At 37.0% G+C, this 21810-nt stretch carries 17 protein-coding genes; 4 read left to right on the top strand and 13 right to left on the bottom strand.

Features of this window, described 5'->3' with window-relative positions:
• Window positions 1-51: 51 nt before the first annotated feature.
• From glnA to ACKVQX_RS00960, 5 genes are all read right to left on the bottom strand, one after another.
• Window positions 52-1386, bottom strand: coding sequence for a type I glutamate--ammonia ligase (gene glnA, locus ACKVQX_RS00940; protein WP_068454595.1), 1335 nt, complete (start codon window positions 1384-1386; stop codon window positions 52-54).
• Between the two features lie 51 nt (window positions 1387-1437).
• Entirely contained in the window at window positions 1438-1815 is a 378-nt protein-coding gene (locus ACKVQX_RS00945; protein ID WP_068454597.1) for a MerR family transcriptional regulator, read from the bottom strand.
• Between the two features lie 206 nt (window positions 1816-2021).
• The gene (locus ACKVQX_RS00950; RefSeq protein ID WP_409135934.1) at window positions 2022-2534 is read right to left on the bottom strand and encodes a DUF4097 family beta strand repeat-containing protein; all 513 of its coding nucleotides are present in this window, start codon (window positions 2532-2534) and stop codon (window positions 2022-2024) included.
• A 4-nt stretch (window positions 2535-2538) separates the two neighbouring features.
• Window positions 2539-3789, bottom strand: a complete 1251-nt coding sequence (locus ACKVQX_RS00955) for a methionine gamma-lyase family protein (RefSeq protein WP_336663155.1) — start codon at window positions 3787-3789, stop codon at window positions 2539-2541.
• A gap of 72 nt (window positions 3790-3861) precedes the next feature.
• The gene (locus ACKVQX_RS00960) at window positions 3862-5385 is read right to left on the bottom strand and encodes a hypothetical protein (RefSeq protein ID WP_336663154.1); all 1524 of its coding nucleotides are present in this window, start codon (window positions 5383-5385) and stop codon (window positions 3862-3864) included.
• Window positions 5386-5707: 322 nt separating this feature from the next.
• On the opposite strand from ACKVQX_RS00960, the gene ACKVQX_RS00965 reads away from it, so the two are divergent.
• Together ACKVQX_RS00965 and ACKVQX_RS00970 are read left to right on the top strand one after the other, a co-directional pair.
• Window positions 5708-6925, top strand: coding sequence for a hypothetical protein (locus tag ACKVQX_RS00965; protein WP_409135935.1), 1218 nt, complete (start codon window positions 5708-5710; stop codon window positions 6923-6925).
• Window positions 6912-8270: a hypothetical protein gene (locus ACKVQX_RS00970; protein ID WP_409135936.1), complete on the top strand. Its 1359-nt coding sequence runs from the start codon at window positions 6912-6914 to the stop codon at window positions 8268-8270. Before ACKVQX_RS00965 ends, ACKVQX_RS00970 begins: the two co-directional genes overlap by 14 nt.
• A gap of 110 nt (window positions 8271-8380) precedes the next feature.
• On the opposite strand, the gene ACKVQX_RS00975 is transcribed toward ACKVQX_RS00970, so the two are convergent.
• The 7 genes from ACKVQX_RS00975 to mutS all read right to left on the bottom strand — a co-directional run bounded on the left by ACKVQX_RS00975 (window position 8381) and on the right by mutS (window position 17083).
• Complete coding sequence (locus tag ACKVQX_RS00975) at window positions 8381-8680, bottom strand: rhodanese-like domain-containing protein (RefSeq protein ID WP_068454617.1); 300 nt, start codon at window positions 8678-8680, stop codon at window positions 8381-8383.
• A 130-nt stretch (window positions 8681-8810) separates the two neighbouring features.
• Window positions 8811-9041 carry an RNA chaperone Hfq gene (gene hfq / locus ACKVQX_RS00980; protein ID WP_068454620.1) on the bottom strand — a complete coding sequence of 77 codons (231 nt, stop codon included), beginning with the start codon at window positions 9039-9041 and terminating at the stop codon, window positions 8811-8813.
• Between the two features lie 35 nt (window positions 9042-9076).
• Window positions 9077-10015, bottom strand: a complete 939-nt coding sequence (miaA, locus tag ACKVQX_RS00985; RefSeq protein WP_068454623.1) for a tRNA (adenosine(37)-N6)-dimethylallyltransferase MiaA — start codon at window positions 10013-10015, stop codon at window positions 9077-9079.
• Window positions 9993-10937, bottom strand: coding sequence for an alpha/beta fold hydrolase (locus ACKVQX_RS00990; protein ID WP_409135937.1), 945 nt, complete (start codon window positions 10935-10937; stop codon window positions 9993-9995). The genes miaA and ACKVQX_RS00990 overlap by 23 nt, the downstream gene beginning before the upstream one ends.
• Window positions 10930-12594 (bottom strand): glycerol-3-phosphate dehydrogenase/oxidase, encoded by a 1665-nt coding sequence (locus ACKVQX_RS00995; RefSeq protein ID WP_087680136.1) that lies wholly within the window; start codon window positions 12592-12594, stop codon window positions 10930-10932. The genes ACKVQX_RS00990 and ACKVQX_RS00995 overlap by 8 nt, the downstream gene beginning before the upstream one ends.
• 19 nt (window positions 12595-12613) lie before the next feature.
• The gene (gene mutL, locus ACKVQX_RS01000; RefSeq protein WP_409135938.1) at window positions 12614-14464 is read right to left on the bottom strand and encodes a DNA mismatch repair endonuclease MutL; all 1851 of its coding nucleotides are present in this window, start codon (window positions 14462-14464) and stop codon (window positions 12614-12616) included.
• 18 nt (window positions 14465-14482) lie between these two features.
• Complete coding sequence (mutS, locus tag ACKVQX_RS01005) at window positions 14483-17083, bottom strand: DNA mismatch repair protein MutS (protein ID WP_409135939.1); 2601 nt, start codon at window positions 17081-17083, stop codon at window positions 14483-14485.
• A gap of 143 nt (window positions 17084-17226) precedes the next feature.
• On the opposite strand from mutS, the gene ACKVQX_RS01010 reads away from it, so the two are divergent.
• Window positions 17227-18666 carry an MFS transporter gene (locus ACKVQX_RS01010; protein WP_087680139.1) on the top strand — a complete coding sequence of 480 codons (1440 nt, stop codon included), beginning with the start codon at window positions 17227-17229 and terminating at the stop codon, window positions 18664-18666.
• A gap of 75 nt (window positions 18667-18741) precedes the next feature.
• Window positions 18742-20163, top strand: a complete 1422-nt coding sequence (locus ACKVQX_RS01015) for a deoxyribodipyrimidine photo-lyase (protein WP_068454637.1) — start codon at window positions 18742-18744, stop codon at window positions 20161-20163.
• Window positions 20164-20295: 132 nt separating this feature from the next.
• On the opposite strand, the gene ACKVQX_RS01020 is transcribed toward ACKVQX_RS01015, so the two are convergent.
• Complete coding sequence (locus tag ACKVQX_RS01020) at window positions 20296-21735, bottom strand: DASH family cryptochrome (protein WP_409135940.1); 1440 nt, start codon at window positions 21733-21735, stop codon at window positions 20296-20298.
• Window positions 21736-21810: the final 75 nt, after the last annotated feature.

The following is a 21810-nucleotide window of genomic DNA, read 5'->3' on the forward strand; positions in this document are numbered from 1 at the left end:
CAGCGTAATTCCGGCTTTTATTATAGTTAAATAGAGTTGGATTCTACCTGATTAATACGTTTTTAAATATTGATCGCGTTCCCATTGGTGAACTTGTGTTCTAAACATATCGAACTCGATTTCTTTTGCTTCTCTAAAGTTTTCATAAATGTGAGAACCTAGAGCCCCTTGTACAACTGGGTCTTTAGCAAGTGCTTGCAATGCATCATCTAAGTTAACTGGTAAGTTACCAATACCTGCTTCTTCGCGTTCTTCTGCACTCATCACATAGATGTTACGATCTACTGCTGGTGGTGGTGTTAATTTGTTTTCGATTCCGTTTAGACCTGATTCTAAAATAACAGCAAGTGCTAAATATGGGTTTGCTGCAGGGTCTACTGAACGCACTTCGATACGTGTAGATAAACCACGTGAAGCTGGAATACGAACCAATGGTGAACGGTTTTGACCTGACCATGCGATATAGCAAGGTGCTTCATAACCTGGTACAAGACGTTTGTAAGAGTTTACTGTTGGGTTTGTCACCGCTGTAAAACCTTCAACGTGTTTTAATACGCCAGCCATGAATTGCATTGCTGTTTCTGATAATTGCATTGGTGCTTCTTCGTCTACGAACATGTTTTTACCATCTGTAAATAGTGAAACGTTACAGTGCATACCTGAACCACTTAAACCAAAGATTGGTTTTGGCATGAATGTTGCGTGTAAACCATGTTTACGTGCAATTGTTTTTACAACTAATTTGAATGTTTGAATGTTATCACAAGCTGTTAATACATCCGCATATTTGAAGTCAATCTCATGTTGCCCTGGTGCCACTTCATGGTGAGAAGCTTCAATTTCAAAGCCCATCTCTTCTAATTCTAATACGATATCACGACGACAGTTTTCACCAAGATCTGTTGGTGCTAAGTCGAAATAACCGCCGTGGTCATTTAACTCTAGAGTTGGTTCGCCTTTTTCATCTAATTTAAATAGGAAGAATTCTGGTTCTGGTCCTAAGTTGAAATCTGTGAAGCCCATGTCTTCCATGCGTTTAATAATGCGGCGTAAGTTATTACGTGGGTCTCCTGCAAACGGTGTACCATCTGGATTATAAACATCACAGATAAAACGACATACAGCACCTTTGTCCACTGTCCAAGGGAAAATCATGAATGTATCTAAATCTGGGAATAGATACATATCTGATTCTTCAATACGTACAAACCCTTCAATTGAAGAACCATCAAACATCATTTTATTGTCTAATGCTTTTTCTAATTGTGATACAGGAATTTCAACGTTTTTGATTGTTCCTAAAATGTCTGTGAATTGTAAACGAATAAATTTCACTTCTTTTTCTTGTACTAATCGACGAATATCATCTTTCGTATATTTCCCCATGTTTCTCCACACTCCTAATTGTTTTCATTTTTATTGACAAACTCGACTTACTTATTGGAAGAATCGAGATAAATCACCTTGTCTAATGGATGTTCGTTGCATACGCTGTGCTTGTTGCATTTCTTCTCGTAAGATTCTTCTTAAATCGGCATCCGTAATATCTTTTTTCTGTTGCTCTAAAGGTTGATTCTTCATTGCAAATACTTTTTTAATACCTGCCATGTTAATACCTTGATCTAATAAATCTTTAATTTCTAAAAGTATATCGACGTCATTCAATGAGAACATACGGCGATTACCTTCAGTGCGGGCAGGCTGAACCAATTCATGCTCTTCATAGTAACGAATTTGACGTGCTGTTAAATCAGTTAATTGCATGACAATACTAATTGGCAACAGCGGCATTGTTCGTCTGATTTCGCGATTCATGTACTTCACCACGCCTTCCATGTCTTTTATTTTATTAGATGTTAGCTTTATTGTCAATTACATGTTAGAAAAACTAACATAACTTTTTTCGAACAATTCATTCTTTTATATAGATGAATACAAATTCTTATAAAAAAAGACTAAGGTTATATTTATTTGCACCTTAGTCTTTTTTTAAGTTTGAATTATGAAATAGCTAGTTTATTTTATTCTTTAGTAAATTCAACATTTACTTTACTATTATTCCCTATTAAATGAAGCTGCTTTTCTTTATTTCCATTATTACTTTTTATATTGCTCTTGCTCTTCTTAACTTTGGAATGAATAGAAAAATCCGATTCATTACCAATAATACTTCCTTTTACAGTACCATTTTTATTTTCTAGATTAAGTTTTTTTCTTACATTTAGTTTTTCAAATAAAAGATTACCACCATTTGAAGATAAACTCATTTCTTGAATATTCATTTGGGGTACTTGAATAATAATTTTTCGATATTTAGATGACGGCTTTAAACCTATATAATCGCTCCATTTTTTTTGATTATCAGTTGTTAATGTGAATGCTTTATCTTTTGTAGATATAGCGTATTTTTCGTGTTTGCTTTCAAAATAGTGAATATGCAGTGCCTGAGACAAAAGTATTTTCAACATAGCAAATCCCGTATGATTTTTTTCGAAATCATACGGGATTTGTTCTGTCCCAGCCTCTAAACACACTATTTTATGCTTGTAATTCCTGTACCGCACTTAAAATGGCGAATTTTACATGTTCATATGTTAATCCACCTTGCATATACACCGTATAAGGTGCGCGAATCGGTCCATCTGCTGAAAACTCAATACTGGCACCTTGTACAAATGTTCCTGCTGCCATAATCACATCATCCGTATAACCTGGTAATAATGCTGGCTCTGGTGCGAACTGTGCATTGACAGGTGAGTTCTTTTGAACTGTTTGACAGAACTGAATCATTTGCTCTGGTGTTTGGAATTGCACAGATTGAATTAAATCTGTACGTTTTGCATCAAACTTCGGTTCCGCTACCATCCCAATCTCTTCTAATGCAGCTGCTGCAAAAATAGCACCCTTTACTGCTTGCGATACGACGTGTGGAGCCAAGAAGAAGCCTTGATACATATCTGTCAATGTATTCAATGATGGACCTGCTTCTGCACCAATCCCTGGTGTTGTCATACGGTAGGCACATTGCTCGACGTATTTCGCTTTCCCTGCAATATAGCCACCCACTTTTGCTAAGCCACCGCCAGGATTTTTAATTAATGAACCTGCCATTAAATCGGCACCTAACTCTGTTGGTTCTATCGCTTCTACAAATTCACCGTAGCAATTATCGACGAAAATAATGACATCTTCTTTAATCGCACGAATTTTTTGAATGATCTCGCCTACCTCATCAATTGTAAATGAAGGACGTTCTGCATAACCTTTTGAGCGCTGAATCGCCATAACGCGTGTTTTACTTGATACAGCTTGTTCTACAGCTGTCCAGTCTACTTTGTTATCTGCTGTTAAATCAATATGTTGATAGTCAATACCAAAGTCTTTTAATGACCCTGTATCTTGATCACCGCCATCTACAATAGATTGTAATGTATCATACGGTTGCCCTGTAACATACATTAATTCATCTCCTGGACGTAATACGCCAAATAAACTTAATGTGATGGCATGTGTACCTGAAATAATTTGTTGGCGTACGAGCGCTGCTTCTGCACCAAAAACATCTGCATAAACACGTTCTAAATTATCGCGACCTTCGTCATCGTAACCATAACCTGTTGTTCCTGCAAAGTGGTTTTCACTCACATGATTTTTAGCAAATGCATGTAGTACTTTTTGTTGATTATAAAAAGCCAATTCTTCTACTCGTTCAAATTGAGGTTTGATTTTCGCCTCTACTCTTTTAGCAAACTCCATTGTATCGGTGTGTAATGTTGACATAAATGCCATATTTGCTTCATCTCCGTTCTTTATTTCCTTTCATATAGTATCATATGTGGAAACTTGAAAAAAGCAGGTTTCTCATTTTAAAGAGCGACGATGAAAGAACGTATTTTTTCGCAATACTCGCTTCGTGCGAAGAAATACGAGCATACCAATTAATAAAAGAAAAACTCCAATGGGTAGCCACTTTTTAATGGGCAGAATAGGCGAGTCACTCGTTTTCACCGTTGTTGTATGATGATTCGCTTTTAAAATTTCTGTTTCTTGCCCTACTTGATTCGCTTCAGCTGTAATCGTTTTTGTTTTAAATAATTTGTTTGTATTTTTCGAATCTCCACGTTGTCCCGAACTAATCCATGCATGTTCTAAGACATCGACTTGAACAGGGATAAAGGTTTCATTTCCACTTCTGTCACGTCCGATTAGTTGTATTTTATGCTTCCCTGATCGGCGAATTTCTTCAATTGGTTTTGATAATTCTAATGTTAAATCCTTTCGGTCATAGTCACGAATTGTCGCTTGTAAGTCTTTTAAAATTTTTTCTACAGTTATGTCATCACCTTGTTCATACACATATTTTTTCTTTTGGATTGAAATAGTTGGAGGGGTTGTATCTAGAATTGTGAGAGGAATTTGTTTAGTTTGGCGGTTATTTAAATAGACAGGTAATTCATAATGTCCAATTTTTTTAAAGTCGACTTGTGTTAAGTCCATTCCTTGAATTGATAAAGGAGCTAAATCACGCTTTAATTTCTGTATCGAGATTGGCTCGCCTAACTCATATTGTAATTCATTCATCTCTTTTCGCCCGATATGAATGAACATTTCTTGAGGTGTTGCTTCATTTCCTGCTGTATCTTTTGCTGTGACCATTGCCGTATATCGTCCCTCTTTAAAACGATTCACCTGTGATAAATCAATTTGAACCTCTGTTACAGTGGAACGTTCTTGTACTGTAATATTTGCATCCTTTATTACTTGGTCTTGTGTCATGCGCTCTCCTTGATGATAGTAAACATGCTTACGATCAATTGTGAATTGTGGCTTTTTCCGGTTAAGTACGCGAATCGTTGCAGTTTTTTGTACTTGTCGTCCATAGGAATCTATCAGGCGAAGTGGCGCTATGTAGGTTCCAACTTCATTCAATACAGGTGGTTGTGCAAGCCATTCAAGTGTATAATCAGCCATTTTTTCACCAAAAAGTGCCGTCATCATAAATGTTTTGAGTGACTCTTTTTCATCAAGGTCACGTTCGAATAACAAATCATAAGGGACTGGGAGAGGTGTTTGTTCTTGTATAATCATCGGCACAGTCGCAAGAACTTGACCATCTATTAAAAAACGAATTGTGTACGTTCCTGTTTGATGATAATTAACTGAGGCATCATCTACAATGACACGTTTTGTACTTCCAATTACTTCAATTGCATATAATTTCATTAATTGTTTAGCTGTAGGTCGTGGTGTGTCGACTTGCCAAATGCCCCGTTCGATTTCATTAGCACGAACAACAGGTTCACTTGCTGCTTTTGTTTGCTGTACATAAAAAATAGAACAACAAAAAAAGAGTGTAAATAGGAGTACCATCTTAGGTTGTTTCAAAAGTTATCTCCTCCTACTATTTCATTTATGTCTTTGAACTTTTCCCGTAACCGATTTTTGTAAAACATTGATTGTAAAGGAAATTTGAATTCGCTATACTTCTAATTAGAAGGAGTGGATGATTATGGAAAAAATTTGCGTGAAATGTTTACATATACTTCAAAAAAATAAAAAAACATGTCCAATTTGTCATACGAAACAACCCATAAATAAAAAGAAAATCATTCGTATTACAACCGCTTTTATTTGTTTATGTTTACTCTGCTCTACTTCTTTTTTATTTTTTTCATTGCAACGAGCGAATTATTCAAAAGAAAATGTCATGTCGCAGTTTGAAAAAGCGATTAGCGAACGAGATGAACGTACTTTACAAAAATTATTAATTCATGAAGATCAAACAAAAGTTCAAGCACATGAAGCAAAAGCACTCATCCAATTAATTTCAACGCTTGGTGAAGTGCAAACAGTCGCTTTATTTCGCCCTATTAAAACAAATTCACATATAAAACCCTATCGCGTAACGGCACCTTCTGTTTCATTAATCAAAAAGAGACGTAACATGAGCTATGTTTTTCATCAAGTAAAAGAACCATTAATCCCAGGGGTCTACCCAGTTCGCGTAACAATGCTATCTGATTCTTTTCCTTCAAGCACAGTTGTCAATGCACCACTATCAAGTCCAGATACGATACCTGAAATCACAGAAACAACGGTTTCATTCAAATTTAATTCTATTTTTGAATCGATTTTACCGTTTATAACTGTCAAAAAGCAAAATGTACAAACATCACTTTCTCACTTAATGATGAATAGCCCCATTTCAGTTTATGCACAAGAACCATTTCGAGTGGAATATACTTTTCATGCACCTTGGGGAGATTTACATCAGAAGGAATCGAGTATAGAGCAGTTTACTGATTTTATAAACCTAAGATTTTTAACAGTGAAACAACAAAAACAACTAGAGGCAACACTAAAAAAAGCTTTGTTAAAAGATGAACAAGCATTTACAACTATGTCTTTCAAAAAGAAAATGAATAGGATTCCCATTATAAATGAAGATTTTTCTCTTATTTCCGTCATACCTGCTCTGAATAAGAAAAATGAATTGAATGGTGTAATTGCACAGTATTATGTAAATGATGCAAAAAAAACGCATCTAACAGCACATTTCTTATTTAAGTCATCTAAACATCATTTTGAATTACACAATTTATCCTATTATCAAAACAATCACGCTGTATTTGAAAGTGATGAAAAAGCAAATAAGTGGATGCGCTATTTAACTTTAAACCCACTTTACTTATCGCAAGAAGATTTAAAAGCACTTTTTAACATGCATCTACAAAACGCGTTATTTGCCGAAATTTCATCCGAATATGCTTATTTATTCAACTATCCACAACAAAAAATTAAATCCATTGACGTAAAAAATGAAAATCGCGTCATCTTGCACCTATCTTCATATAATTTACAATTAAAAGTTGACCTTAAAAAAAGAGACTATAGCTGGGAGGTAGCTGAAATTGTTAAAGAATAAACCTACACATTGTCCTAAATGTCTACATGAACTACCAGATAATACATTGCGATGTAACGTATGTGGTGAAAAAATACATTCTCCTTATACTAAAAGAATTTTACTTTTTACAATGATTTTTACTGGTCTATGTCTTGCACTATCGAGTACTTTTTTAATCGTTTCTGCAAATCGTGCGAATCATTCAAAAGATAAAATGGTTGAACGCTTTGAACAGGCACTCGATGAACGAGATGAGGGTGAACTACAAAAGATCATAACACATCATGATGGCACATCTATTTCAGAAGAAGAAGTGCATGCACTAATTGAACTTGTGAAGAAAAAGGGAGAGGTATATGTATTATCGTATTTTAAAGCGGTGAAAAATAATTCTTACTTCAAACCTTATCAAATACGTGCGAAAAAGACGGCTCTCGTTCAACCAACAGCAAATATTGAACTTTCGATTAAAAATACCGATATAAATAATTTAATTCCAGGTATTTATAAAATCGATGTGAATATTGCACCAACGTATTTAGATGAAAAAAAGATGATGAGTCGAGAAATTTCAGCAGCGCAAACCGAACTGTCTTCTACTATTTCTGCAAATTATCTTTTACCAGAGAGAGAAGTTCCGTTATTACAAACAGAGATTACACTTGGCAAAAAGACCGCACCTCTGACTGAATTTGTATCGAATCATGCGGTAGCACTACCTGTATACGACGATAATGAATTCATTTATACAATCCATTATCCTTGGAAAGATGTACGAAAAACACAGAGTCAATTGCATAAAGAAGACGCATTTTTTTACGGGAACTACTTGGTAACTCCTAAACAACTAAAAGAACTAAAAAATCATCTCAAAGCATATAACAAAACGGCAAAACAAAAGGTACCGATTCATAACTTAGAAGAAACGACGAAAACGCTTTACTACAATGATCAAAATGAGATTACAGGCATCTGTTTGTATATGTCGTTAAAGAACGAGAAAATGTTGGGCGTTCGATTCGACTATAATCAACAAACTAAAAAATTTGATGTAAAGGAAGTCGCTTCTAGCTCACATGACCTCACAAAAATGTATCTACAAAGCGGAATACGTCTAGATCAATTATCCCAACAGGAATTACAAACGTATATGATTTTGCATCCTGGTGGTGTAGTAGGATTCGACTCAAATGAAATTCAACTAGATACCATTCTTCCTACACTAAAAATTGAAAAAGTCGAGAAAGTTAAACATGTAAAGAAAGATGAAAACCAACGAGATTTCCATTACGTTACGTGGTATTCGTACTTCGATGAAAGTAAAAAGAAGCGCGTACAAGCGAAAGAAGATTTTTATTTTTAAGCACAAAAAAACAAACTGGAACCACGTCAAAGCGTGATTCCAGTTTTTCTTATGCTCATATGGGGGAGTATTTTTACACGTATATCCCTGCCATTTTATATGCAACTAAATTAGAACTCTAATTCGCCATCCCAAACACTCATACCGCCTTCAAGGTTCGTTACATCATAACCTTTTCCTTCTAGGTATGTGCAAGCGCTAAAGCTACGTCCACCTGCATGGCAAACAATAATGTATGGTGTTTCTGGATCTAACTCTTCAAAACGTTCTGGAATTTGACCTAGTGGAATATGAACCGCACCTGGAATGATGCCATTTGCCACTTCTTCATCTTCGCGCACGTCAATAATATGTAAATCTTCATTTGCATCTAGTAATGCAAGTACTTCATCTGTTGTAATTGATTTCATGTCTTAAAAAATCCTCCTTTGATTTTACCTTTCTTCAGTATAAAGTTTTTTATAGCGATTGAATAGTCGATTGACTTAAATTCTAGTAAAAACAAAGAGGAATTGTACGACTGCACAATTCCTCTTTCTCTTATTCTTCTGTTGGGCCTTCTAAGCCAACTGATTTTGAAGGTGAGAAGGTTGAGATGGCATGTTTGAAAATTAAATGTTGCTTACCATCTGCTTCTAGTAATACCGTAAAGTTATCGAATGATTTAACCGTTCCCTTTAACTGGAAACCGTTCAATAAGAATACGGTTAAAAAAATAGAGTTTTTGCGGAGTTGATTTAAATATAAATCTTGTAAATTCATCGATTTCATATAGATCCCCCTTAGATTTGGCTAAACTTTTCTAACTACCAATCTTTATACCCTGTTTTTTTCAAAATATTACTAACTAAACTACTTTTTTCTTCTTTCGCATCAAACCAGTTCACATCCAACTTATTTCGGAAGTACGTTAATTGACGTTTTGCGTAGCGACGTGAATTTTGCTTTAAATTCTCTATCGCTTCTTCTTTCGTCACACTCCCATCAAAATATTGATAGAGTTCTTTATAGCCAATCGCTTTAATCGATTGACAATCGCGTACACCGCGCTCATAAAGTCCTCGTACTTCTTCTTCTAGACCTTGCTCTAGCATGATATCCACACGAAGATTAATGCGTTCATAGAGTGTATCGCGGTCCATATTTAAACCAATAATAAAATGATGATATAGTGGTTTATTCCCTTGTTTCGACGCTTCATCTGACTTCTTTTGCTCACTATGTTCCGCCATTTCAAGAGCACGAATAACACGACGCGTATTATTCGGATGAATGGTTTTCGCTGTTTCAGGATCAACAGCCATCAATTTTTCATGCATCTTCTCAGGACCTACTTTTTCAAGCTCCTCGTAATAGGCTTTACGAGCAGTATCATCAATCTTCTCATCGGTAAAACGGAAATCATATAACACCGATTGCACATATAAACCTGTTCCACCAACGATAATAGGCATCTTACCTCGGTGTTGAATTTCTTCAATTTTTTCACGTACTAACTGCTGGTATTCTGCAACTGAAAATTCATCTGTTGCCTCTTTAATATCAATGAGATGATGCACGATCCCCTCTTTTTCATCTTCTCGTATTTTAGCAGTTCCAATATCTAAATCTTTATAGACTTGCATGGAATCACCGTTAATAATCTCACCATTTAATTGTTTGGCAAGTTCGATGCTAAGCGCTGTTTTCCCTACTGCTGTAGGCCCCACAATCGCCAATACATCATACTGCTGTTGCTCGTTCATGACTTTTTTTCTCCAACCATTTTAATATTGTTTTATAAACCATTGTATTATTTTGTTCATTTAAAATCTCATGTCGCTTATGTTCGAATAAGTGTACAGTCACATGTGTAAAACCAGCATGATAGTATTGGCGTGCAACGCGCCATACTCCTTTACCATAATCACCAACAGGGTCTTCTTTACCGCTAATCAGTAGAATTGGTAAGTCTTTACGAATTCGATTCACTTCGGCTTCTTTTGATAATGTCGCAAGCCCCGTTAATAAATCGACATAAAATTGATTGGTGCATGTGATTCCACATAAGTCATCTTCAATATATTTTCGCACTTCTCTTGAATCTGTTGAGAGCCAATCCGAAGATGTCTTACTATTTTCTACTTTGGCATTATACGAACCGAACGACATCTGTTCAAGTAATTTTGCGGGCTTCATTTTGCCTTTTTGACTTGCTAATAAACGAGCAGTATAAAGCCCCACACGATGTAATGAAGAAAAAGCACCTGTACCAATCAAAATTACTTTTTTCACTTCATGACTATAAAATTCGATATAACGTCTTAAAATAAACGACCCCATACTATGACCAATTAAAATTGGCATTGGCCAATCATGCTCTTGTCGAATCGCTTGAATTACATCATGAGCATCTTGTACGACAACTTCAAAACCATCTTCTTCGGCAAAGAAACCATAAGGCGCATTATTTTTACTAGCTGTCTGACCATGTCCACGATGGTCATGGGTAGATACGACGTATCCATGTTCATTTAAAAAGCGGGCGAACTTTTCATAACGTTCTTGGTGTTCCGCCATACCATGAAAAATATGTACATGCCCGCGTATTTCTTTTTCGGGCATGTAGACATTCGCTACAATGATATGGTCATGTTGTACGCGAATTTCTTTTTGTATTTTATCCATGTGAACCTTCCTTTGCAAAATGCGTCGCATCTTCAAGAAGTTGTTCTAACTCTTGTTGATGAAGTGCTTTTTCATGATCTGTATATTCCAAGTAATCACTCATTAAAGAGATGACTTCATCTTTATACTTACGCACTTGTTGAATATCGAAATACAATTTACCTGTACGACGAATGAATACATCGGCTGGTGTATAAGCCATTTCAAACTGCATACCATAAATCACTTCTAAATATAAATCGACAGGTAGACCGCGGTCTTTGTAGTCATTTTTGGTTACACGTAAAATACGGTAGATGTCTTCAATGTTTGTACCATATTTGTGTACAAGTTCTTCTGCAACTTTTTTCGTCAAGCCATACTGCACACCTTCATCGCCTTTAAACGCGACATATGCGTCAAAATTTTCTGGTGTTAGCATAGTTGCACCTGATAAAGATAACTCTTTCGTAACACAAGGACCTGTACCTCTAAACTCTTTACGTTTCGCCAAACGGTCTACTACTTCTTCCGCCATTCGACGGTAACCTGTTAACTTTCCACCTGCCATTGTTAAGAGACCCGATTCAGACTCCCATACTTCATCTTTTCGTGATACTTCAGAAGGATCTTTACCTTTTTCATAAATTAACGGACGTACCCCAGACCAAGTAGATTCTACGTCTTTGAATGAAACATCAACATCTGGGAATATATAGTGAACTGCGTCTAAAATATAGGCTACATCTTCACTTGTAGCGACGGGCTCAACTGGATCATCATGATAAATCGTATCAGTTGTCCCTACGTAGGCTTTTCCTTCTCGTGGAATGGCAAAAATCATACGTCCATCTTCCGTATCAAAATACACAGATTGTTTTAATGGGAAAATAGATTGATCAATTACGATATGAACACCTTTTGTACGTAACAGTGCTTTTTTACTTGATGCTAATGGATCACGTTCCATTACTTCATTCACCCATGGGCCCGCTGCATTGACAACTGCTTTTCCACGAATTGTTATTTCACGCTTTGTTATTTGATCAATTGCATAAATACCTGCTACTTTTTTATTGTCATCGTAAATGAATGATAAAGCTTTTACATAATTCAAAGCCACTGCACCTAGCTCAACAGCTCTTTTTAATACTTCAATTGTTAGACGTGCATCATCTGTACGGTACTCTACATATAAACCGCCACCGCGTAAGCCATCTTTCTTTAAAAGTGGTTCTTTTTGAAGCGTTTCTTCTGGACTAAGCATAACGCGACGCTCTGACTTTTTTACACCTGCTAAACTATCATAAACCTTCAGTCCAATTGAAGTTGTTGTAGGACCAAATTGCCCACCTTTATAGAAAGGGAGTAGCATGCCAAGTGGTGTTGTAATATGCACACCATTTTCATAAACGATTTTTCGTTCACGCCCCACTTCTGCTACAATTCCTACTTGTGCTTGTTTTAAATAACGAAGTCCTCCATGTACTAACTTCGTTGAACGACTCGATGTTCCTCCTGCAAAATCTTGCATATCAATAATTGCTACACTTAAACCACGTGATATGGCATCCAGTGCAATACCTGCTCCTGTGATTCCTCCACCAATAATAACTACATCAAAACTTTGTCGGTTCAATTGATCAATTTGATCTTGTCTACGAGCTGCTGAAAACATTCTGTCGTCCTCCTTTTAATTACATCACACGTTTAAACATCTTTTCGATTTCATACGTTCTAAAATGGACAATTACAGGTCGGCCATGAGGGCAAGTGAATGGTTGATGGCATTGTTTTAGGTCAGCAATTAATCGGACCATTTGTGCGTGATTGAGATAATGATTCGCTTTAATGGATTTTTTACAACTCATCATAATTGCTGCATCTTCTCTTAACTTTTTTACATTTGCTTTGCCTTCATTTAATACTTGTTCAATTAAATCTTCAATAATCTCTTGTTCTAAATCTTTTGGAAACCATGTGGGATATTCTCTTACCACAAATGAATGTTGACCAAATTCTTCTAAAAATACGCCAACTTGTTCGAGTTCATCTTTCGCAGAACGAAGCGTAAGTGCCTCATCTGCTGAATAATGAAAAGTCAGTGGTAGTAAAAGTGCTTGACGCTCATTTGCATGAACTTCACCTACTTTTTCCTTGAAGAATTCATACTTAATACGCTCCTGCGCTGCATGTTGGTCAATTAAGTAAAAACCATCTTCACTTTGTGCCACAATATACGTCCCATGAATTTGTCCAATCATTTCTAATTCTGGAAAAGGTTCTTTCTCTACTTCTTTTTCCACCAATTCATCTTTTTCAACCTCTTTTACATCGAGGTTTTCAAAAGGTGTATCTATTATATCTTCCCACGTTTCTGCGGCGTCCAAACTTACTGAATCAACAAAAGGCTCTTCAACTTTCTCTTGGACTTGCTGTGCTTTTCTTGGCAACTCACCAAACTGTTCGATTTTTGTATTCGCATAGTCTATTTGTTTCCAAAAATTCACTTGTTCTGTTGAAGGAGCTAACTTCTTTTTCGGCTTAGCAATTTCAGGTACATGCATATGTGAACGAATGGCTTCATGGATTGTTTTTTCAATTAACTGCATCAATTCGCCTTCTTTACTAAGACGAATTTGTTGCTTTGCTGGATGCACATTCACATCTGTTAAGTGAGGGTCCCCTTCAATATGAATAACCGTAATCGGCGCACGTCCAATGGGTAAATACGTATGGTATGCTTCTAAAATCGCTTTTTGAATTGTATAATGCTTCACCCAACGCCCATTCACAAAGATGGACATATAATTTTTAGATGCGCGCGTAATTTCCGGGATTGTTGTAAAACCGTAAATCTTATAGTCCTGTGACTCACCTTCAAATGCGACCATTTTTTTCGCGTTGGATACACCGTAAATTGCCGCCAAAACATGTTGTAAATCGCCACGACCATTTGTTTGAAGTAGCATATGATCGTGATGACGCAATTTAAATGCGATGTTCGGATAGCAGAGCGCTAAACGGTTCATCAAATCAATTGTATGTCCTAACTCTGTTTGAATGGTTTTCATATATTTTAAGCGTGCGGGTGTATTATAAAAGAGTTGCTTCACTTGCAAGTCCGTTCCACGACGAAGTAGTCCTAGCTTTTTCTCTTTCACATGTCCACCTTCTAAATACACTTCTAAACCTGTTTCACCATTTGAAGTCATGAGATGCACTTTTGAAACAGATGCAATGGACGCGAGTGCCTCTCCCCTAAAACCTAATGTACGAATACGAAACAAGTCGTGTTCATGATGAATCTTACTTGTCGCATGACGTTGGAATGAGATGAGCGCATCTTCCTCGTCCATACCATGCCCATTATCGATGACTTGAATGGATGTTAGACCTGCTTCTTCTAAAATGACTTCAATGGAGGTACTACCTGCATCGATGGCATTTTCAACAAGCTCTTTGACAACAGATGTTGGTCTCTCTACTACTTCACCCGCTGCAATTTTATTTGATAAAAAATCATCCATTATTTGAATTTGCCCCATGCAAAAGACCTCCTTTTTTTATTTTAATAATGTTTGCTGTAGTTGATACACAAGTTGCAGTGCATCCATCGGTGTTGTACCAGATACATTCAATGAACGAAGCTTATTTAATGCTTCCTGTTCTTCTTCTGTTAATGCAGGCACAGCTTCTTGCGCTTCAAAGAATGAAAGTTGATCTGAACTTTCTTTGACCTGCTCTTTTACAGGCACTTCGACAATCTTCTCTACAATTTTTTCAATCACTTGCACTTCGCCACTTTGAGTATTTGACTCGAAATTTGCAAGTAACTCACGTGAACGTGAAATAATTGCTTCTGGTAATTCAGCAAGTTCAGCTACGTGAATACCATATGATTGATCAGCAGGTCCTTCTTTTACTTTGTGTAAAAATACGACTTTGCCGTCTTGCTCTGTGGCAGCTACATGGACATTACGTAAACGAGGTAGTGCTTGTTCAAGTGTTGTTAGTTCGTGATAATGTGTTGAAAATAACGTGTTCGCTCCGATTTCATTATGAATATATTCCATCATTGCTTGTGCTAAAGACATCCCATCATATGTGGATGTGCCACGACCAATCTCATCAAACAGTAATAAACTACGCTCTGTCGCATGCATGATAGCATGTTGTGATTCCATCATCTCTACCATGAATGTACTTTGCCCGCCTGCTAAATCATCCGCTGCACCAATACGTGTAAAGATTTGGTCGATTACAGGTAATACCGCTTCATCTGCTGGCACATAACAGCCCATTTGCGCCATGATTGTAATCAATGCCACTTGACGCATGAAAGTTGATTTACCCGACATATTCGGTCCTGTAATTAACAACATATTTTCATCCGTTGTTAAGATACAATCATTCGGTACATAGAGTGATTTATTCATCATTTTTTCAACGACTGGGTGACGACCATTCACAATTTTTAATGCTTGCTCATCATGGAATGTTGGTTGTACAAACTGATAGTTCTCTGCCACCGTCGCAAAGCTTGCGAATACATCGAGTTCACTAATTTGAGAAGCGAGTTGCTGAATACGCGGAATAAATGGTTTAATTTTTTCACGTATTTCAGTGAATAATGTATATTCTAACTCTAAACTTTTTTCTTCCGCATTTAAAATGATTGCCTCTTTTTCTTTTAATTCTTCTGTAATAAATCGCTCAGCATTTGCTAATGTTTGCTTACGTTCATAGCGTGTTAAATCAGCTAAATGGACATTCGATTTTGTCATTTCAATGTAATAACCGAAGACGCGATTATAACCAATTTTTAAATTTTTAACACCTGTTCGTTCACGTTCTTTTTGTTCTAATTGGGCAATCCAATCTTTTCCGTTACGAGAAGCGTAGCGATAATCGTCTAATTGCGCGTTATATCCTTCTCGAATGACATCGCCTTCTTTAATCGAAATAGGCGGATGATCTGTAATGGCTTGGCTTAAGAAGGCTTCGATGTCTTGGCAATCATCCATTTGACGACTAAGTGTAATCAGTTGCTCATGCCCTGATTCTTCTAATTGTTCACGAATGAACGGAATTTGGCGCAGTGATGCACGTAGCTGTGCTAAATCACGTCCACCCACACTACCGAACGCAATACGTCCTGCTAAACGCTCTAAATCATACACTTCTTTTAATAAGGTTTGTAATTCTAGACGAATAAAGTAACTGTCCATTAAATGAGAAACAGTTTGCAGTCTTTTCTCAATCGCAGTACGATTCGCTAATGGTTGGTGAATCCATTGTTTGAGTTTACGTCCACCCATCGCTGTGACCGTCTCATCTAAAAGCCATAATAACGAGCCTTTTAGCTCACCACGCAACGTTTGAATCAACTCTAAATTACGTTTTGAATTGGCATCAATTTTTAAAATCGACTGCACTTCAATAAACGTAAATGGCTGAATATGTGATAGAGCGCGCAATTGTGTTTCCTCTAAATAATGGAGTAAACGCTTGGCTACTGCATGTAGATGTGTTGGAATATCTTCTATATATTCTTTGGCATCAGCAACTTGTTTTTCAGCAATGGATAAAACAATCGCATAACGGTCTGCTAACTCCAACCATTCATCATATAGTTCAGGACTAACGACAACTTCACGAATTTGGAGTGATTGGAGTTGTTGGAATACATCCTTCACGTCACCATCAATATATGTAGCAACTGCTTCCCCTGTCGATAAATCTAAATATACAAAACCATATTGTTGCGCTAGTTGTTCAACGGCTGCAATGTACACATTACTCTTCTGGTCAACATTTTTCCCTTCCATTACAGTACCTGGTGTAACCACTTGTACAACTTCTCGCTTTACAACACCTTTTGCCTGCTTTGGATCTTCTGTTTGCTCACAAATCGCTACTTTATATCCTTTTTGAATTAATGTATCAATATAATTCTTAGCCGAATGGTGGGGTACACCACACATTGGAATACGTTCTTTCATTCCTGCATCGCGGCTTGTTAATGTAATCTCTAAAATTTGTGATGCACGTGTTGCATCATCAAAAAACATCTCGTAAAAATCACCTAAACGATAAAAAAGAAAGGCATCTTTATAATCTGCTTTTACAGCTAAATATTGTTGAATCATGGGCGTATATGCCATTATTAAAACCTCACATTCGTGCTTTTCATTTCATTCTATTATAACAAAAATATGTTCATAAATCGTTCTAAGCAATTGAATTGTTTCAGGCTTTGAATATGTTACACTTAGAATTAGATTACTATGAACAAAGGAGTCTCTTTATGCAAGCTCATCCAATTAGAATTTTACGTATCATGGGCATTCTTGACGGTTTGTCTTTACTTGTTTTACTTTGCATCTCCATGCCGCTCAAATATATATGGGACCATCCACAATTTGTTACAATCAATGGTGCGCTTCACGGTGGAATTTTCATTCTCTACTGTTTAGCGATTTTATATGTTCAAATCCGTATTCAATGGCGCGGTCATTGGACGTTCTTATCATTCCTTGCTGCTTTTATCCCGCTTGGAAACTTTGCGCTCGACCGGCAATTAAAAAAGATGGAACATACTACAATGACGCAACCATTCCAAAAAATTTGGATTGTGTATGGGATTATCTTCTTCTCATTCTTTGATTTATTTGTACAACTACCTGTTATGAGTACATATGCACTTTCACTCGGCGCTTCGACATTCGTTGTCGGGATTGTTGTGGGTCTGTACTCATTTACGAATACATTCGGTAATATTTTTTCAGGTATTTTTACAGATAAAATTGGCGCATATAAAATGCTCATGCTCGGACTGCTTTTATCTGTCGCATCTCTTTTTAGTTATCAATTCATTGAAGATCCAACCATGTTATTAATCGTTCGCTCACTTCATGGCTTTAGTAGTGGCTTTATTACTCCCGCTGCCTTTGCGTTACTCGCGAATTTACGCAGAGAAGATACACAAGGTAGTGGTAGTGCATTTACAGGTGCATTCGTCGGACTTGCAGCGATTATCGGACCTGCAACAGGCGGTATTTTAGCGACGAAAATGTCTGTTCCAAACGTCTTAAGTATCGTTGGTGGAATTGGAGCACTTCTATTAATTGCACTGTTATTTTTACAACGAACAAAACAGCAGCGCAGTCAAAATGTAATGAAAGAACGTGTCCCACTTATTTGGTCTAAAAAGCTCGTTCAGTCTTATGTCGGTGCATTCTTTTTAATGTTTTCACAAGGTAGCCTTGCTTATTTATTACCTATTTATGTACAAGAGTTAGGTTATACTTCACGCATGTCGGGAACTTTATTAAGTATGTTCGGGATCGTTGCTGTCATCATTTTCATTACACCACTCAATCGGATTTTCGATTATTTATCAGCTTCTACATCTCTTTTCATAGGGATTGTCTTACTTGGTGTCAGTCAAATCTTATTAGGTGAAGCGACAACGACGATTCCACTATACGGTGTACTATCGCTTTATGGAATTGGGTTCTCATTCACATTCCCAGCTATTAATAAATTACTTGCGGAAGCAACTGAAAAAGAGATTCGCGGAAAAGCTTACGGCTATTTTTATGCATTCTTCTCTATTGGCACAGTCGCAGGTTCCTTTATACTCGGTTCACTCGATTTAATTAATCAACCAGGCTTTTTATTTACAGGTGTTTCACTACTTGCTTTTAGTATCGTCGTATTTTTTTTACGTGAGAGAAAAGGTTAAATTCACTATTTTTGACAAGTCTTATAGTGCATTATACGATAAGTTAGATTGAATTTATGTAGGAGATGATCTGAGATGTTTACATTGGTGCTTTTTCAACAAGACCTTCGTCTACATGACCATCCTGCGCTTTTTCATGCCGCAGAAAACGGTCGTGTAGCGACTGCTTATATTGCTCAACCACTAAAAAGTCGTCCAACAGCTTCAGATGTGTGGCGACACCATGCACTACTTGATTTACAACAATCCTTAAAGAAAAAAAATCAAACGCTTATTTTACGACAAGGTGACTTCGTTGATGAGGTGCTAAAGTTAATAGATGAACTGAAATGCGATGCAGTTCATTGGCATCGTTCATATGAAAAAGAACGTATCGAGGTACTGCAAAAATTACGTCAAGCACTTGAACAAAAAGGCGTACACGTGCATGAATTTGAAGGCACGCTCTTATTACAACCTGAAGAAATCGTGAACGGCAAAAAAGAACATTATCAAGTGTTTACACCATTTTGGAAACGATATCGCGGTGAACATATTCCTTCTTCTCTACCAGAGCCTGAAACAATTGAGCAAGGTGAATCAGCGCCTTCACTCTCTGTAGATGACCTCGGTCTACTCGACTCTGTTAATTGGTATGATGATGTACTTGCGCATTGGAAAATTGGTGAGCGTGCTGCGATTGACCAATGGCTTCATTTTAGAGAAGAACCGATTGCAAACTATGCAGAAGACCGTGATTTCCCTGCAAAAATGAGTACATCTTTACTCTCACCACATCTTGCTTGCGGTAGTATTAGCGCACGTGCTTTATGGGCTTCAGGTCGTAGTATGATGCAATCTGAACAATATACAGCAAAAAGCGATGAAATTGATAGTTTCTTACGCCAACTCGTATGGCGTGAATTCTCGTATTATCAACTGCATTACAACCCTGATTTAGATGCTGTCCCGCTAAGAAAAGAATTCGAAGCATTCCCTTGGTTAAATAATGACCAAGCATTTGTGGAATGGCAAAAAGGACAAACAGGCTATCCATTAATTGATGCGGGCATGCGTGAATTATATGCGACAGGCTTTATGCACAATCGTGTGCGAATGGTTAGTGCATCTTTCTTAGTCAAACATCTATTGATTGAATGGCAAAAAGGATATGAATGGTTTAAAGAGACGCTTGTAGACTTTAATATAGCGAATAATGGCATGGGATGGCAGTGGGTTGCTGGTTGTGGCGCAGATGCTGCTCCTTACTTCCGCGTCTTTAATCCGATTTTACAATCAGAAAAATTTGATGGAAAAGGCGATTATATTCGTAAATGGTTACCCGAACTAGAAAATGTACCAGACAAATATATTCACGCACCATTCGAAGCACCTGAGCGTGTACTAGAAGAAGCTGGCGTGGAACTTGGACGTAATTATCCATTCCCGATTGTTGATCATAAAGCAGGACGAAAGCGTGCGCTTGAAGCGTATGATGTGATTAAGAAAAGTAAATAATATGAGAAAAAGTCCTTCCGCATTCATTGATGTGGCAGGACTTTTTTATGTCTCCGATATTGGTTTATAATAAGCTGAACTTTTGTTCATCATATAATAATAGATGATGTAAAATCTATAGTTTACGTATAACTAATCTTTTTTCACTGCACGTAAGTACTTCTGTTTTTGTTCATTTGCAGAGGAAAATAAGTCAACGATTGGTGCTGCATAATCGATGCCTAATATCACACCATACTGCTTTTGCTCATCATCTGTTAAAGGCTCTGTTGTGTAAACTCGATGCGCTGGAACGTCTTTCAAAATTGGTAACCATCGTTTCGCGTATTGCGCTTTTGGATCATAATCTTTTCCTTGTTTTGCTACATTGAATACACGGAACTCGCGTGCATCATTCCCCACGCCCGCAACATAACACCAATTACCATAGTTACTTGACACATCATAATCAATGAGCTGTGATTCAAACCAAGCTGCTCCCATACGCCAGTCGATTCCTAAATTTTTCGTTAAGAAGCTTGCGACATTTTGACGACCTCGATTCGACATATATCCTGTTTGTTGTAGTTCTTTCATATTGGCATCTACTAACGGATAACCTGTTTCACCTTGTAACCATTTTTCAAATAAACCTTCATCTTGTGACCAAGGAATGGCTAAATCATCAATTCCACCTGCTTGAAATAAACGATTGCCATATTTACGATGAACAAGAGAGAAATAATCGCGCCATAATAATTCAAAGAATAGCCAATATGTTGAGCGATTCTTTATACGAGATTTTTCATAGCGCTGAATTTCTGCATAAATCGTTCGTGGTGATAAACAACCATGTGCTAAGTAAGAGGAAAGTTTGGATGAATCATCGCGACGTAACATGCCGTTACGTGTTTCTTTATAGACACATAATGCATCTTGATCAAAGAAATAAGATTGAATGCGTTGTAGCCCTGCTTGCTCGCCACCATGTTCAATTGGTTGTGCAGGTGGTGTTTCGTGAATCCCTAATTCCTGTAATGTTGGGATTGGTATTTTCTCAACTTCTTTAGTAGAACCTTTTGGACAGTCGAGTGGCGTACGCACATCACACTGCTTCTCTACTATTTTTCGGAACTGCGTAAATACGTCTGGTAACTGTGAAATTGAAAAAGGCAAATCGGCTGGATGAATTAAATTATGCGTATCATACGCATGGAATGTCACGTGAGGTAATTGTTTTTTCACTGCATTTTCTACTGCCATTTCTTCACTTGCTACTTCAACAGAATAAAATATTTTTTTAATCGTATGCACTTTAGCTAACTTTTTTAGCACGACTTCTGGCTCGCCTATTTCAATGTGTAGTGGGTAGCCAAGTTTTGCTAAACTATTTTGTAAATCAGCGATACTTTCTCGTAAAAACTGCGCACGGTGTACACCAGTTTTTAAAAATCCATATTTCGTTTTTGTAAATTCACGTGGATCAAAACAATAGACACCCATCACTTCAAGACCTGAAGCAACTGCTTGTACGAGTGGTTCGTGATCTGTCACACGCAAATCATGGCGAAACCATACAACTGAATAATCCATAAATTCATCTCCCTGTACTTTCATTCTTCTTCATTATACAATATGCTCAAATAACTTCACGTCTAAAGGAGAATG

The sequence above is a fragment of the Kurthia sp. ISK08 genome (genome assembly GCF_046159805.1).
GTDB classification, from domain to species: Bacteria; Bacillota; Bacilli; order Bacillales_A; family Planococcaceae; genus Kurthia; species Kurthia gibsonii.